We start from the raw sequence: 14,600 nt of genomic DNA on the forward strand, positions 1-14,600 counted from the left end.
CGTCCCCCTGCCGATATCGACAGGAGGACGACGGCGTGATGGCGGCGTGGGGCTACTGCGCCCGCAGCACCGCGTCGCCGGCCGAAACCGTGACCCGGATGGTGTGGGCGGCCCCGGGCACGCTGCCGATGCGGTTGTCGAAGTCGCCGGCGGCAACGTCCGAGCTCACGTCGTACTCGCCGTCGGGCACCACCAGGCGGAGCGAGCCGGCGTTGACCTCGGCGATGAGCTCGTTCGGAGCGCTGCCGGAGAAGGCAGCCTCCAGCGAGCCGGCGTTCACTGTGACCTGCGCATCGCCGACGTCGTCGAGCACCAGGTCGGCGCGCCCCGCGCTCAGATGCGCCTCGACGCTGTTCGCGGAGCCCGAGACCTCGGCGCTCCCGGCGTCGACCTGCAGGTCGAGCTCGTCGAACGACCCGTCGACCGTCAGGTCTCCGGCAGCGAGCCCGAGGTCGGCATCCAGTCCCTCGAGCGACTGCGGCAGGCGGAGGACAGCACTGCCGTTCCCGCCGAGCCAGCCTCCGAACCAGCCGTTGAACCAGCCGTTCGGAGAGGCGATCATGAGCTCGCCGCCGTCGCGCGCGAGCGTCCAGCGGTCGATGCCCCATGCGCTGCGCACCTCGAGCTCGGCGTCGTCGATATCGGCGAACTCGACCCGCATGTCGCCGGCGTCGACCTGGACGTCCAGCTCGGTGACGCCGTCGACGGCCACGGTGCGCGAGGTGGTGTGGACGGATGCCGCGGCCCACGTGCCGAGTACCGACGAGACGATCGCGCCCAGCAGGATCACGGCGCCCACCACGATCACGACGATCGCGACCACGCGCGACGACTCGCGCGCGGGCTGGTTCGGCAGGCTCTGCGTCGGAGGGTTCTGGGTCGGCGGCGCCGGAGGCGCGGGCGGTGCCGGCGGCGGGGTGGCGATGCTCATCGGTCTGCTCCTGTCTGCGGCGGGATCCCGCCGTGCTCGATGTGGGCGAGTGCGGCGAGCACTCGGCGGTTTCCGGATTCGTCGGGTTCGAGCCCGAGCTTCTGGAACACCGCGGTGATGTGTTTCTCGACGCTGCCCTCGCTCACGTGCAGCGTCCGTGCGATGGCCTGGTTCGACCGGCCTTCGGCGATGAGGGCGAGAACGGATGCTTCGCGGTCGGTGAGCCGCTGCATCCGGGTGTCGCGGGCCCGCCTGCTGAGCAGCTGGGCCACCACCTCAGGATCCAGCACGGTCGCGCCGCCCGCGATGCGGTCGACGGCCTCGAGGAAGTCCGACACGTCCGCCACGCGGTCCTTCAGCAGGTATCCGAGCGATCCGGCACTGGGGGCGATGAGGTCGGCGGCGTAGCGCTCTTCGACGTACTGCGAGAGCACGAGCAGCGCCAGGGCCGGATGGCGGCTGCGCAGGGCGAGGGCGGCACGGATGCCTTCGTCGGTCCACGTCGGCGGCAGGCGCACGTCCAGGATGCACAGGTCGGGTGAGGTCCGATCGGCTGTCTCGTCGAGCTGAGAGGCGTCGGCGAGCGCGGCGACGACGGTGTGTCCGGCGTCCTCGAGCACGCGGACCAGCCCTTCGCGCAGCAGCGCGGAGTCCTCGCAGATCAGGATGCGCACGGAATGCTCACCTCCACCGACGTCGGCCCGCCGGCCGGGCTGTCGATCTTGGCCTGACCGCCGGCCGCGACGACGCGGTTGATGATGCCGTCGAGACCGCCGCCGGGCATGACCGTGGCTCCGCCGATGCCGTTGTCTTCGACTCGCGCCCACAGCGTCCCCGGCTCGCGCAGTCGCACCACGACACGGCATTCGGTCGCGCGGGCGTGCTTGGCGGCGTTGGTGAGCGCCTCGGCGATCGTGAAGTACGCGGCGGCCTCGGCATCGCGGCTGCACCGGCCCTCCATGCGCACATCGAGGTGCACCGGCACCACCGAGCGGCCGGCGAGCGCCGAGAGCGCGGCGTCGAGTCCTCGATCGTCGAGGACGGCGGTGTGGATGCCGCGCGCCAGCTGGCGCAGCTCGGTGATGGCGGCCTTCGTCGAGGTGTGGGCCTCGGCCACCAGGGCCTTGGCGGCATCCGGGTCCGAATCGATCTTCTGCTGCGCGAGGCCCAGCGTCATGCCGACGGACACCAGCCGCGGCTGGACGCCGTCGTGCAGGTCGCGCTCGAGGCGGGTGCGCTCGACGTCGGCGGCGCGGACAGCTCCTTCGCGCTGCACGCTCGAGGTGCGCGCCGCCTCTGCAAGCTGCGCCTCTTGGGACGGGACCATGATCGCCCGCGAGAGGATCCCATGCAGGATGCCGAGACCGATCACGCCCGCGGTGCCGACGAGCGCCGACAGCAGGCCGACAGGCACGGCCCACGCGAGCGGGACGGCGATGTTGGTCTGGCCCATCGTGATGCCGCCGTCTTCCGCGAACAGCGGTGCGAACACCAGCACGACGCCGGAGGCGGCGAAGCCGATGAGGACCAGCACGAGCCACCCCAGCACGGTCGCGATCGCCGCGTTGGCGACCCCGCGCCAGCTCAGCGGATCGATGGCCTGCAGCCACAGCGTCCGCAGGAAGCCGCCGAAACCGGGACGACCGCTGACCCGCAGGCGGCGGGGCGGCAGGCCGAACTCGTAGAGGCCGTCGACACGGGCCGCCTCGAGCCAGCCGAGCGCGAAGATCAGGTAGGCGAGGGCGACGAGGAAGAGCAGGCCGATGCCCAGCACCGCGAGCAGGCCGATGCCCAGCGCCAGCATCGTGGCGAGCACCGTGAAGATCACCGGACCGACGACCCCGAGGGCCGCCAGCTGTGCGATCGCGCCGGCGACCCGGGCCGGCGTCGCCGTGGACGGCGACGTGACGGGCGGCGCGGAAGGCGGCGCGGAAGGCTGCGCGGAGAGGGAGGTGTCGGAACTCATACCCTCACGGTAGGGCGATCGCGCCTCGCGCGCCCCTGAGTCAGCCCGAGACCTGCGTTCGGGTTATCCCCCAGACTGCTCCCGGGATCCCGCGTACATCAGCGTCCCGAGACCTTGCCGAACAACCGCGCGGTGGGTGCCAGCACCAGCGGGCGGGCGGCGACCCACGCCGCCGCGATCACCAGGATCGAGACCGCGAAGATCCAGAATCCCGTCCAGTTCATGGCGTACGCGTCCGGGTCGGCGGACCCCTGCGCCGCGTACATGTGATTGAGGTTCCGCAGCGCCCCGGTCGCGAAGACCAGCACGACGTGCACGAAGATGAACAGGACGAAGTACAGCATCACCGGGAAGTGCACGGCGCGCGCCCACTCCACCGGATACGCCTTGTTCAGCGCCTTGGCGTTCTTGGGCCAGATGCCCGACATGCGCACGCCCGTGATGATGGCCAGCGGTGCGGCGAGGAACACCGTCGCGAAGTAGGCGAGCTGCTGCAGCGAGTTGTAGTTCACCCAGCCGTTCTCGGTCGGCCAGTCGAGCGACACGTACTGCAGCGTCGCGGAGACGGCGTTGGGGAACACCTCCCAGCTGGTCGGCACGATCCGCATCCACTGCCCCGTGACGAACAGCAGGACGACGAAGATCACTCCGTTGACCACCCACAGGATGTCGAGCGACTGGTGGAACCACAGGGTGAGGCTGATCTTGCGGCGGTTGTTGGTGCGCGGCGACCAGAACACGGTCGGACGCTTCTCGGTGCGCACGCGCAGGCCCGACCGGATGATCAGCACTATCAGGAAGACGTTGAAGAAGTGCTGCCACCCGAGCCAGGCGGGGAAGCCGACGGGCGCCGTCTCGGGCAGGTGATACTCCCCCGGGTATGCCGCGAGGAAGTCGACGCCCCACTGGGTGGACAGCAGCCAGCGCACCAGGGCGACCGCCATCCCGGCGGCGTACAGCAGCCCCGCGCCACCGACGACGACCGCGCCCGCCCACTGCAGCTTCGTGAACGGCCCGATCCGCTTCGGCTCCGCCGCCGGTGCGGCCTCACGTGCGGCCCGACCGGGCCACACGGTGCGGGTGAAGGGCAGCGGCCGGTCCAGGGCGACGCCCGAGGCCGTCGCCGCAACGGCGGGGGCCGGGGCGGTCGTTGGTGCGGCAGCATCCGGGGCCGCCGCAGCCGGTGCGGTCGCGGCACCTGCGACCGGCGGGGCAGGCGTCGAAGCGGCACCCGGGGGCGTCGCAGCCGCTGTCGGCGCGGCACCCGGGACCGGCGCGTCGGTTGCGGCCGGGGCATCCGGGACCGTCGCGGCCGCTGTCGCCGCCGCATCCGTCGTCACTTCCGCTCCGGTCGCCAGCGTCGGCGTCGGCGCGAGCCCGGCCGGGGGCCACGGCTCGCCGCCCGGCACACGAGGCAACCCGCGCCGAAGCCGGGTCGCCCCGTCGGGCGCTTCCGCCGCCGCGGGTTCGGGGGTCACATCCTGCGGCATCGCCGCGACGGACGTCGCCGCTTCTGCCCGCTGAGCCTGGTCGACCGGCCGAACCCCAGGTTCGGGGGTCACATCCCGCGGGGTCGACGGCGTCGTAGCCGCAGCGCCTGCCCCCTGAGCGACCGGCGCGGTGCCGGCGGGCGGCCACGGCTCGCCGCCGGGCACGCGTGGCAGCCCACGGCGCACCGGACGGGCAGCGGATGCCGTCGGCCCGGGCGCTTCGTCTCGCTCCGCTCGCTCAACGACCGGCGCCACGACCGGCGCAGCCTCGGGGGTCACTTCCTGCGGGTTCAGGGGCTCTGAACCCGCGGCTTCTGCCCCCTGGACAACCGGCACCGTGACCGCGGCAGCCTCGGGGGTCACGTGCTGCGGGCTCGTGGGCTCCGGGGCGACGGCGACAGCCGCCTGGGCAGGCTCGGCGGTCGCGACGGGCGCCTCGCCGGGCGGCGGCCACGGCTCGCCGCCGGGACGGCGCGGCAAGCCGCGGCGCACCGAAGAACCGAAGGTGGCCACAGCGCCCTACGCCTTCTTCGCCTCGAGGGCCGCGATCAGCTGCGGCACCACCGTGAACAGGTCGCCGACCACACCGAAGTCCGCGATCTCGAAGATCGGGGCATCCCCGTCCTTGTTGATCGCGACGATGGTCTTGGCGGTCTGCATGCCGGCCTTGTGCTGGATGGCGCCCGAGATGCCGAGCGCGACGTACAGCTGCGGTGACACCGACACGCCGGTCTGCCCCACCTGGTACGTCTGCGGAACGTAGCCCGCGTCGACAGCGGCGCGCGAGGCTCCCACGGCGGCTCCGAGCGCATCGGCGAGCTGCTCGACGAGCGCGAACTTCTCCTCCGAGCCGAGCCCGCGACCGCCGGAGACGACCTTCGCCGCTCCGCGCAGTTCGGGACGCGACGATGCCACCACGGCGGCATCCACCGACGACACCGTCGCCGCCGCGCGGCCCGAGGCTCGCACGTCCAGCTCGTGCACGGTCGGCTGAGCGATCGCTTCGGCACGGGCATCCACCGATCCCAGCCGGATCGTGATGACGGGCGCGCCCCACGTCACCGCGGCGTCGACGTTGTACGACCCGCCGTAGACGGAGTGGTGCGCCACGACGCCCTCCGCGTCGCGCGAGACGCCCACGGCGTCGACGGCGAGACCCGAGCGCGTGCGCGCCGCGTACCGCCCGGCGACCTCGCGGCCCTCGATCGAGTGGGGCACGAGGATCGCGTCCGGCCGCACGCGGTCCGCCGCGGCGGCGAGCGCGTCGACAGCCGGAACGGTCAGTCCGTCGACGCGGGGGGCCACCAGCACCGACGCCGCGCCGAGGGCGGCGGCGCTTGCACTGAGCGACGAAGGAGTCGAAGTGTCCGTCGCCAGCGCCGCGTCGCCGATCACCAGTGCGACGGGCGACCCGACCTGGGAGGCCGCACCCAGGAGCTCGGCCGCGGACTTGGCAAGCGCTCCAGCGGGGGTCGTCTCGAGCAGCACGAGGATCGAGTCATCTGCGAATTCAGCCATCTCACTCACCCTCACACGAGCCGGTTCTGGACGAGGAACTCGGCGAGCTTCTCGCCCGCATCGCCTTCGTCGACGATCTTCACGCCCGCCTCACGCGGCGGCTTCTCACTGAGCCCGATCACGATCGACCGCGAGGCATTCGGATCATGCGGGTCGATGCCGAGGTCCTCGAGCGAGAGCGTCTCGAACGGCTTCTTCTTCGCCGCCATGATGCCCTTGAAGTTCGGGAACCGCGCGTCCGGCAGCGCCTCGGTGATCGAGATGACCGCGGGCAGCGGCGCCGAGACCTGCATGGTCGCGCCGTCCGAGGCGCGCACGCCGCTGACGGCGGCATCCGTGATCTCCACGGAGTTCAGGTACGTCGCCGCCGGCACATCGAGCAGCTCGGCGACCATCGCCGGCACGACGCCGCCCGAGCCGTCGGTGGACTGGTTGCCCGCGACCACGAGGTCGAACCCGACGCGCTTCAGGGCCGCCGCGAGGACCTCTGCGGTCAGGCCCAGATCGGCGCCCAGCAGAGCGTCGTCGACCACCTGCACGGCCGAAGCGGCGCCCATCGCGAGCCCCTTGCGCACCGTGGCCGAAGCCGACTCCGGGGTCATCGACAGCACGACGACCTCGGTTCCCGGCGTCTTGTCGGCGTACGACAGGGCGACCTCGAGGGCACGCTCCCCGATCTCGTCGAGCACCGTCTCGCTCGCCGCGCGGTCGGCCAGGCCGGTTTCCAGCGACAGCTTGCGATCCCCGTAGGTATCCGGGACTTCCTTGACCAGGACGACGATCTTCATGACGATCTCCTCACGCTGGCGTCGAGTCTAAAGCCCGGCCTGCAGGACCGACGAACCGCCCGCCCGGTACGGTGGGTGCGGGAGGTCCACGTGGCAGCAACCAGGCGTCTTCCGGTCGATCCGATCGCCGAGGCCAAACGCCAGTGGATCGAGCACGGCTGGGAATCGGCTGCCGCCGGCATGACCGCCGTCACCTCGATCATCCGCGCGCAGCAGCTGATGTTCGCGCGCATCGACGCCGCCCTCAAGCCGTTCGGCCTGTCGTTCGCGCGGTACGAGATGCTCCGTCTGCTGGGGTTCACACGAGAGGGACGGATGCCGATGGCCAGCGCCATCGCGCGCCTCCAGGTGCATCCGACCAGCGTCACGAACACCGTCGACCGGCTCGCCCGCGACGGGCTCGTCGCGCGCGAGCCGCATCCGACGGACGGGCGCGCAGCGATGCTCGTCCTCACCGAGCCGGGCCGAGCGCTGGTGGAGCGGGCGACGACCGCGCTCAACGCCGAGGTGTTCGAGCAGCCGGGGCTGGCCGAGGAAGACACGACAGAGCTGGTGCGGATCATCGCGCGACTGCGCAAGGACGCCGGCGACTTCGCCGACCCGCGACCCCAGCCCGAGCCGTTCTGACCCCGGTCGTCGAGCGAGCGAGGAACGAGCGAGACGAAACGCATCGGACGTGCGTGCGACGTCGGCTCGAGACGTTTCGACTCGCTTCGCTCGCTCAACGACCGGGGGTTCCACTCAGCGATTTTCGAACCCGGGCGGGCGCTTCTCGCGGAAGGCGGCCATGCCCTCCTTCTGGTCGGCGGTGTCGAACAGCGACGCGAAGACGTGGCGCTCGAGCCGCAGACCCTCCGAGAGCGAGCTCTCCAGCGCCGCGTCGAGCACGGCCTTGGCCGCGAACAGCGACGGCAGCGACTTCGCGGCGATGCCGTCAGCGAGCTTCTGCGCCTCGTCGAGCAGCTCGGCGGCGGGCACCACGCGTGAGACCAGTCCCGAGCGCTCGGCCTCGGCGGCATCCATCATGCGTCCGGTGAGGATCAGGTCGGCGGCCTTGTAGGCGCCCACGGCGCGGACGAGCCGCTGCGACCCGCCCATGCCGGGGATGACTCCTAGCGTGATCTCAGGCTGACCGAACTTCGCCGTGTCGGCCGCGAGGATGATGTCGCACATCATCGCCAGCTCGCACCCGCCGCCGAGCGCATAGCCCGACACGGCAGCGATCACCGGCGTGCGCACCGCGGCGAACTGAGCCCAGCCCCCGAAGTGGTCGCTCATGACCATGTCGAGACCGGACTTGTCCTCCATCTCCTTGATGTCGGCGCCCGCGGCGAACGCGCGCTCCGAGCCGGTGACGACGATCGCGCCGATCCCGTCGTCGGCGTCGAACGCGGACGCTGCGACGACCACCTCGTGCATGACCTGGGTGTTCAGGGCGTTCAGCGCGTCGGGCCGGTTGAGGGTGATCCACCCGACCTTCCCCCGCGTGTCGACGAGGATCGTCTCGAACTCGGTCATCGGCTGCCTTCCCCGCTCCGCGTGCGGATCGTGTTGATGATGCCCGAGAAGTCCTGACCGGCGCCCGGCCCCTCGGCGAACTCGCGATAGACCTCGCGCGCCAGCATCCCCATCTTCGCGTCGACGCCCGCCGATGTCACGGCGTGCTCGGCGAGGCCCAGGTCCTTGCTCATGAGCGCGCCCGCGAAGCCGGGCTGGTAGTCGCGGTTGGCGGGGCTCGTGGGCACCGGGCCGGGCACGGGACAGTTGGTCGTGAGCGCCCAGCACTGACCCGACGCGTTGGAGGCGACGTCGAACAGCGCCTGGTGCGACAGCCCGAGCCGCTCCCCCAGCACGAACGCCTCGGCCACCGCGATCTGCGACACCGCGAGGATCATGTTGTTGCAGACCTTCGCGGCCTGGCCGAGCCCCGCCCCGCCGCAGTGGACCACCCGACGGCCCATCGTCTCGAGCAGCGGGCGCGCGGCCTCGAAGTCCTCGTCCGACCCGCCCACCATGAACGCGAGCGTCGCGTTCTCGGCCCCGACCACCCCTCCCGACACGGGGGCGTCCAGCGAGCGGTGTCCTGCGGCTTCGGCGAGCTCGTGCGCGGCCCGGGCGTCGTCGACGGCGATCGTCGAGCAGTCGACGAAGAGCGTTCCGGATGCCGCCACGCTGAGCAGCCCCTCGGCCCCGTCGACGCCGCGATAGGCGTCGAGCACCTGCTGGCCGGTCTGGAACATCGTGAACACGACCGACGCGCCGGCCGCGGCATCCGTCCCCGAGTCGGCGCCGGTCAGTCCCGCCTCTCGCGCCGCCTCGACGGCAGCCGGCATCACGTCGAAGCCGACCACCTCGTGGCCTGCGGCGGCCAGGTTCTTCGCCATCGGCAGGCCCATGTGCCCGAGCCCCAGGAATGCGATCCTCATTGCAGACGTCCTTGTCCGTCGGCGCGTCAGCCGGCCAGCAGCTGCCGGCCGATGATGACGCGCATGATCTCGTTCGTGCCTTCCAGGATCTGGTGCACGCGCAGGTCGCGCACGACCTTCTCGATCCCGTACTCGTGAAGGTACCCGTAGCCGCCGTGCAGTTGCAGGGCCTCGTTCGCGACCCGGAACCCGGCGTCGGTCGCGAAGCGTTTGGCCATCGCGCATTGCATCGCGGCGTCGTCGACGTCGGATCCGGCGATCTTGGCGTCCAGCGCGGTCGCAGCATCCCGCACCATCGCGCGCGCGGCGCGCAGCTCGGTGGCCATGTCGGCGAGTGTGAACACGACCGACTGCTTCTCGGCGAGCGGCTCGCCGAACGTGAAGCGCTCGTGCACGTAGCGCACCGCGCGATCCAGCGCCCACTGCGCTCCGCCCAGCGAGCACGCGGCGATGTTGATGCGGCCGCCGTCCAGCGCCGACATCGCGATCTTGAACCCCTGCCCTTCACCGCCGAGGATGCTCGACGCCGGCACCCGCACCTCGTCGAGGATCACCTGGCGCGTGGGCTGCGCGTTCCAGCCCATCTTGTGCTCGGTCGCCCCGAACGACAGTCCCGGCGTGCCGTCGGGCACGAGGAAGGCGGTGATCCCGCGGGCGCCCGGTTCGCCGGTGCGCGCCATGACGATGTAGACGGATGCTTCGCCGGCACCCGAGATGAACTGCTTGACGCCCGTCAGCACGAACTCGTCGTCGCCATCCTCGTCAGAGACCCGGATGGCGCTCGTGGTGATGGCCGCGGCATCCGAACCCGCTCCGGGCTCGGTCAGGCAGTAGCTGCCGAAGCCCTCCATCGACGTCAGCAGCGGCAGCCACTGCTGACGCTGCGGCTCGGTGCCGTAGGTGTCGATCATCCACGCCACCATGTTGTGGATCGTGATGTAGGCCGCGATCGCGGTGTCGCCCTGCGCCAGCTGCTCGAAGATCGCGACGGCATCGGAGCGCGAGAGCCCGCTCCCGCCGAGGTCGTCGCGCACGTACACGCCGCCGAGGCCCAGTTCGCCGGCTCGGCGCAGCGTCTCGCGAGGGAAGTGGGATGCCGCGTCCCACTCCAGCGCGTGCGGTTCGAGTTCGGTCTGCGCGAACTCCCGCACGGCATCGAGGATCGCTGCCCGCTCGTCGGTCGTCAGCTCGGGGGTGATCGTGGTGGACACCGTTGCTCCTTCGCCGATCCACGGCGCCGTTGTGCGGCATCCGGATCGTTGTCTTCGTGCCCTCGTCGGCACTGCATCCGATTTTACATGGACGTCCATGTATCTGCTAGGACGGCCAGTGAATGCACCGTTCCGTCGCCCGTCGTTCACCGCGACGACACCCGCACTCTGTAGGCACAGGGGGCGCACTCTGTCGCGCGACACCCGCCCCCTCCCGTGAGGAAATCGATGCCTTCGCACGCCCCTCGCCGACTCGTCGCATTCGCGACGACGACGGCTGCCGTCTGCGCCCTCGCGCTGACGCCGTTCACCGCCGCCACGGCGGCGATCGTCCCCGATCCGATCACGCACTCCGCGCCGGACGCCGCGCTCGCGCTCTCGCCGCTCGGCACGTTCGAGACCGGCGCCTTCGATGAGGGCGCGGCCGAGATCGTCGCCGCCCACGGCGACCGCCTCTTCGTCGTCAACGCGCAGGCCGGCTCGGTGAGCGTGCTCGACTACAGCGACCCGACCTCGATGACCGAGGCGTTCCAGCTGAGCTCCACCGGCGTGGCCAACTCGGTCGCGGTGCGCGCGGACGGCCTCGGCGTCGTCGCGTTCGAGGCACCCGTGAAGACCGACCCCGGCACGCTGGTGTTCTTCGACGCGAACGCGCAGGACGCGGCATCCGCGGTCCTCGGCTCCGTCGTCGTGGGCGCGCTGCCCGACATGGTGACGGTCGCGAAGGACGGGGCCTACGCCGTCGTCGCCAACGAGGGCGAGCCGGCGGACGACTTCTCGAGCGACCCGGAGGGTTCCGTCAGCGTCGTCGCGCTCCCCGACGGCGTCGCCGCGCCGGCCCAGGAGGCCGTGAAGACGGCGACCTTCCACGAGTTCGAGGCCGGCGGCTCGAAGCCGCTCGCCGACGAGGTGCGGGTGTTCGGTCCGACCCCCCACGGCGACGACCACCCGGTCAGCCGCAATCTCGAGCCCGAGTACGTCACCGTCGACGGCGATGTCGCCTACGTCTCGCTGCAGGAGGCGAACGCCCTGGCGGTCGTCGACCTCGCCTCGGCCACCGTCACCGACGTCCACGCGCTCGGCTTCAAGGATCACGGTGCCGAAGGCGCCGGGCTCGACGCCAGCGATCGCGACCCCGACGGCGCGCCGACCTTCAATGTGCGCACCTACGCGGGCCTGAAGGGCATGTACATGCCCGACGGCATCCAGTCGTACTCGGTCGGCGGCCAGACCTACCTCGTCACCGCGAACGAGGGCGACGTGCGCGAATGGGGCGACTACGTCGACGAGTCGCGCGTGAAGGACCTCGCCGACGACGGCCAGGGTCCGGTGTGCGAGCCGCTCGCAGGGCTCACGGGCGACGCCGACCTCGGGCGACTCAACGTCTCGATCGAGGACGGATTCGACACCGAGGCAGGCTGCTACTCCGAGCTCTACTCGTACGGCGGCCGGTCGTTCTCGATCTGGTCGACCGACGGCGAGCTGGTGTGGGACTCGGGCGACGCGCTCGAGCAGATCACCCACTCGGCTGCTCCCGCCAACTTCAACTCCGACCACGGTGCGAGCGACCTCGAGTCGCGCAGCGACTCCAAGGGCCCCGAGCCCGAGAACGTCGCCATCGGCGCCGTGGGTGACCGTACCTACGCGTTCGTGGGCCTCGAGCGCGTCAGCGGCATCGCGGTCTTCGACATCTCGTCGCCGACCGACGCGACCTTCGTCACCTACGTCAACAATCGCGATTTCGCCGTCTCGGCGGAGGACGACGGCGTCGCCGCGGCGGGAGACCTCGGCCCCGAGGGCATCGCGTTCATCCCGGCGGACTCTTCGGCCACCGGCGCTCCGCTCCTCGCGGTGGGCAATGAGGTGTCGGGCACCACGACCCTGTGGGCGATCGAGGACCTCCTCGCGCCCGTCGAGCTGACGCTCCTCGGCATCAACGACTTCCACGGCCGGATCGACGCGAACACCGTCAACTTCGCCGGCACGGTCGAGGAGCTCCGCGCCGCGGCCACCGGCCCGTCGCTGTTCCTGTCGGCGGGCGACAACATCGGCGCATCGCTGTTCGCGTCGTCGGTCGCCAAGGACCAGCCCACGATCGACGTGCTGAACGCGCTCGAGCTGCAGACGTCCGCGGTCGGCAACCACGAGTTCGACCAGGGCTTCGCGGACCTCGAGGGGCGCGTCGTGCCCGCCGCCGGCTTCAGCCACCTCGGGGCGAACGTCTACGACAAGGGCACCGACACCCCGGCATTCGACGAGTACGACACCTTCGAGACCGATGGTCTGACCGTCGCCGTCATCGGCGCCGTCACCGACGAGACCCCGTCGCTGGTGTCGCCCGCCGGTGTGGCCGACCTCGACTTCGGCGACCCCGTCGCGGCGGTCAACCGTGTCGCCGGGCAGCTGAGCGACGGCGACGACGCCAACGGCGAGGCCGACGTCATCGTGGCCCTGTACCACGAGGGCGCCGGAGCCGGCACGCCCGACGGCGCCACGCTGGACGAAGAGGTGGCCGCCGGCGGCGTGTTCGCCGCGATCGTGGAAGACACCGACGCGTCGGTCGACGCGATCTTCACCGGCCACACGCACAAGGAATACGCGTGGTCGGCCGCCATCCCCGGCACCGACCGGACGCGCCCGATCGTGCAGACCGGTTCGTACGGCGCCCGCATCGGCAAGATCACGCTGACGCTCGACCCCGCCACGGGAGACGTCCTCGCACACACCGAGGAGAACGTCGCCCGCACGACGACGCCCGCGGCAGAGCTCGTCGCGGCGTACCCCCGCGTGGCCGAGGTCAGCGGCATCGTGCAGGAGGCGCTGGCGAACGCCGCCGAGATCGGCAACACCAGCGTCGCCGAGGTCTCGGACGACATCACCACGGCCTTCGCGGGCGGCTCATTCGTGGACGGTGTGTGGACCGGCGGCTCGCGCGACGACCGCGCCTCGGAGTCGGCGCTGGGCAACCTCGTCGCCGAGTCCATCCGCTCGTCGCTGTCGGCGCTGCCGGACGGCGCCCAGATCGGCGTGACCAACCCGGGCGGTCTGCGCTCGGACCTGTGGGACACGCAGGCCGAGTTCGGCGCCACCGCGATCCCGGGGCTCGCCGACGGTGCGATCTCGTTCTCGCAGGCCAACGCCGTGCTGCCGTTCAACAACACGATGGCGCTCATCACCCTCACCGGTGCGCAGTTCACCGACCTGCTCGAGCAGCAGTGGCAGCGGGCGGCCGACGGCACCGTCCCGTCGCGCCCGTATCTGCAGCTCGGTCTGTCGGAGAACGTGACCTACACGTACGACGCCGAGCGCGCCGAGGGCGACCGGATCACGTCGGTCACGATCGACGGCGCACCGCTCGACCCCGATGCCGAGTACCGCATCGGCACGCTGTCGTTCCTCGCGGCGGGCGGAGACAACTTCCACGCCTTCACCGAGGGCAGCGGCTACGTCGACACCGGCCTGCTCGACTACGAGGCGTGGATCGACTACCTGTCCGACGGCACGCCCGTCGCGCCGGCGTACGCCAAGCACGCGGTGCAGGTGCAGGACGTCCCCGAGTCGGTGGAGCCGGGCGAGGACTTCTCCTTCACGGTGTCGAAGCTGAACATGACCAGCCGCGGCACGCCGGAGGCCACCGAGGTCGAGGCACGCCTCGGCGACGACGTGCTCGGGACGTTCCCCGTCGCGGACGGGGCGGTCGACATCGCCCTGACGCTGCCGGCGGGCACCCCGGCCGGCGCCACCGAGCTGACCTTGACGACGGATGTCGCGGGCACGACGGTCACCGTCCCGCTGACGGTCGGCGACGAGCCCACGCCCGGGCCGGGAGACGACTGGGCCACCATCGATGTCGGTTCCGGCACGGTGGAGCAGGGCGGATCACTCCCGGTGAAGGTGTCGGGCCTCGAGCCCGGACAGCGGATCAGCGCGACGCTGTTCAGCGACCCGATCGTCGTGCAGGGCATCCCGGCGGCGGACGCGAACGGCACGGTGTCGTTCACGGTCCGGATCCCGTCGGATCTGCCGGTGGGAGCGCACCGGCTCGTGATCGAGTCGGCCGGCCTCGAGCCGCTCTCGGCGTCGGTGACCGTCGTCGCGCCCGGACAGCTGGCCGTCACGGGCGCGCAGGCGCCCTGGGCGATTGCGCTCATCGCGGCGCTCCTGGTGGCGCTGGGCGGCATGCTCGTGATCATGCGCCGGCGGCCCGTCGCGCGCGGTTGATGCACATCGCATGAGAGGAGCCCGGATGCCACGGCATCCGGGCTCCTCT

11 protein-coding genes are annotated in these 14,600 nt (G+C 71.4%); 2 read left to right on the forward strand and 9 right to left on the reverse strand.

Annotated features, from left to right (window positions below):
- Window positions 1-52 precede the first annotated feature (52 nt).
- The 6 genes from HF576_RS06150 to HF576_RS06175 form a co-directional block, all read right to left on the reverse strand.
- Window positions 53-931 carry a DUF4097 family beta strand repeat-containing protein gene (locus tag HF576_RS06150; RefSeq protein WP_168911826.1) on the reverse strand — a complete coding sequence of 293 codons (879 nt, stop codon included), beginning with the start codon at window positions 929-931 and terminating at the stop codon, window positions 53-55.
- On the reverse strand, window positions 928-1,605 hold the full coding sequence (locus tag HF576_RS06155; RefSeq protein ID WP_168911827.1) for a response regulator: 678 nt from the start codon (window positions 1,603-1,605) through the stop codon (window positions 928-930). Before HF576_RS06155 ends, HF576_RS06150 begins: the two co-directional genes overlap by 4 nt.
- Complete coding sequence (locus HF576_RS06160; RefSeq protein ID WP_168911828.1) at window positions 1,593-2,897, reverse strand: sensor histidine kinase; 1,305 nt, start codon at window positions 2,895-2,897, stop codon at window positions 1,593-1,595. The genes HF576_RS06155 and HF576_RS06160 overlap by 13 nt, the downstream gene beginning before the upstream one ends.
- Before the next feature lie 98 nt (window positions 2,898-2,995).
- Window positions 2,996-4,900: a cytochrome b/b6 domain-containing protein gene (locus tag HF576_RS06165; RefSeq protein ID WP_168911829.1), complete on the reverse strand. Its 1,905-nt coding sequence runs from the start codon at window positions 4,898-4,900 to the stop codon at window positions 2,996-2,998.
- A gap of 6 nt (window positions 4,901-4,906) precedes the next feature.
- Window positions 4,907-5,905: an electron transfer flavoprotein subunit alpha/FixB family protein gene (locus tag HF576_RS06170; protein WP_168911830.1), complete on the reverse strand. Its 999-nt coding sequence runs from the start codon at window positions 5,903-5,905 to the stop codon at window positions 4,907-4,909.
- Between the two features lie 11 nt (window positions 5,906-5,916).
- Window positions 5,917-6,693 (reverse strand): electron transfer flavoprotein subunit beta/FixA family protein, encoded by a 777-nt coding sequence (locus HF576_RS06175; protein WP_168911831.1) that lies wholly within the window; start codon window positions 6,691-6,693, stop codon window positions 5,917-5,919.
- 90 nt (window positions 6,694-6,783) lie between these two features.
- On the opposite strand from HF576_RS06175, the gene HF576_RS06180 reads away from it, so the two are divergent.
- Window positions 6,784-7,320 (forward strand): MarR family transcriptional regulator, encoded by a 537-nt coding sequence (locus tag HF576_RS06180; RefSeq protein ID WP_168911832.1) that lies wholly within the window; start codon window positions 6,784-6,786, stop codon window positions 7,318-7,320.
- Between the two features lie 114 nt (window positions 7,321-7,434).
- Here the strand turns inward: HF576_RS06180 and HF576_RS06185 are convergent, their stop codons facing one another.
- Genes HF576_RS06185 through HF576_RS06195 form a run of 3 tightly spaced genes read right to left on the reverse strand, consistent with a single transcriptional unit; the run spans window position 7,435 to window position 10,330 of the window.
- Window positions 7,435-8,211: an enoyl-CoA hydratase gene (locus tag HF576_RS06185; protein WP_168911833.1), complete on the reverse strand. Its 777-nt coding sequence runs from the start codon at window positions 8,209-8,211 to the stop codon at window positions 7,435-7,437.
- Window positions 8,208-9,119 (reverse strand): 3-hydroxyisobutyrate dehydrogenase, encoded by a 912-nt coding sequence (gene mmsB / locus HF576_RS06190; protein WP_168911834.1) that lies wholly within the window; start codon window positions 9,117-9,119, stop codon window positions 8,208-8,210. The genes HF576_RS06185 and mmsB overlap by 4 nt, the downstream gene beginning before the upstream one ends.
- Before the next feature lie 26 nt (window positions 9,120-9,145).
- A complete protein-coding gene (locus HF576_RS06195) occupies window positions 9,146-10,330 on the reverse strand; it encodes an acyl-CoA dehydrogenase family protein (RefSeq protein WP_168911835.1) in 1,185 nt (394 codons plus the stop codon).
- A gap of 228 nt (window positions 10,331-10,558) precedes the next feature.
- Between HF576_RS06195 and HF576_RS06200 the strand changes: the two genes are divergently transcribed.
- Window positions 10,559-14,551 (forward strand): choice-of-anchor I family protein, encoded by a 3,993-nt coding sequence (locus HF576_RS06200; protein ID WP_168911836.1) that lies wholly within the window; start codon window positions 10,559-10,561, stop codon window positions 14,549-14,551.
- The last annotated feature ends 49 nt before the right edge of the window (window positions 14,552-14,600 follow it).

The sequence above is a fragment of the Microbacterium salsuginis genome (assembly GCF_012524205.1).
Lineage (GTDB): Bacteria > Actinomycetota > Actinomycetes > Actinomycetales > Microbacteriaceae > Microbacterium > Microbacterium salsuginis.

Coding starts and splice junctions, on each gene's coding strand:
- HF576_RS06150 (WP_168911826.1), bottom strand. CDS start 931: ATGAGCATCGCCACCCCGCCGCCGGCACCGCCCGCGCCTCCGGCGCCG.
- HF576_RS06160 (WP_168911828.1), bottom strand. CDS start 2,897: ATGAGTTCCGACACCTCCCTCTCCGCGCAGCCTTCCGCGCCGCCTTCC.
- HF576_RS06170 (WP_168911830.1), bottom strand. CDS start 5,905: ATGGCTGAATTCGCAGATGACTCGATCCTCGTGCTGCTCGAGACGACC.
- HF576_RS06175 (WP_168911831.1), bottom strand. CDS start 6,693: ATGAAGATCGTCGTCCTGGTCAAGGAAGTCCCGGATACCTACGGGGAT.
- HF576_RS06185 (WP_168911833.1), bottom strand. CDS start 8,211: ATGACCGAGTTCGAGACGATCCTCGTCGACACGCGGGGGAAGGTCGGG.
- mmsB (WP_168911834.1), bottom strand. CDS start 9,119: ATGAGGATCGCATTCCTGGGGCTCGGGCACATGGGCCTGCCGATGGCG.
- HF576_RS06200 (WP_168911836.1), top strand. CDS start 10,559: ATGCCTTCGCACGCCCCTCGCCGACTCGTCGCATTCGCGACGACGACG.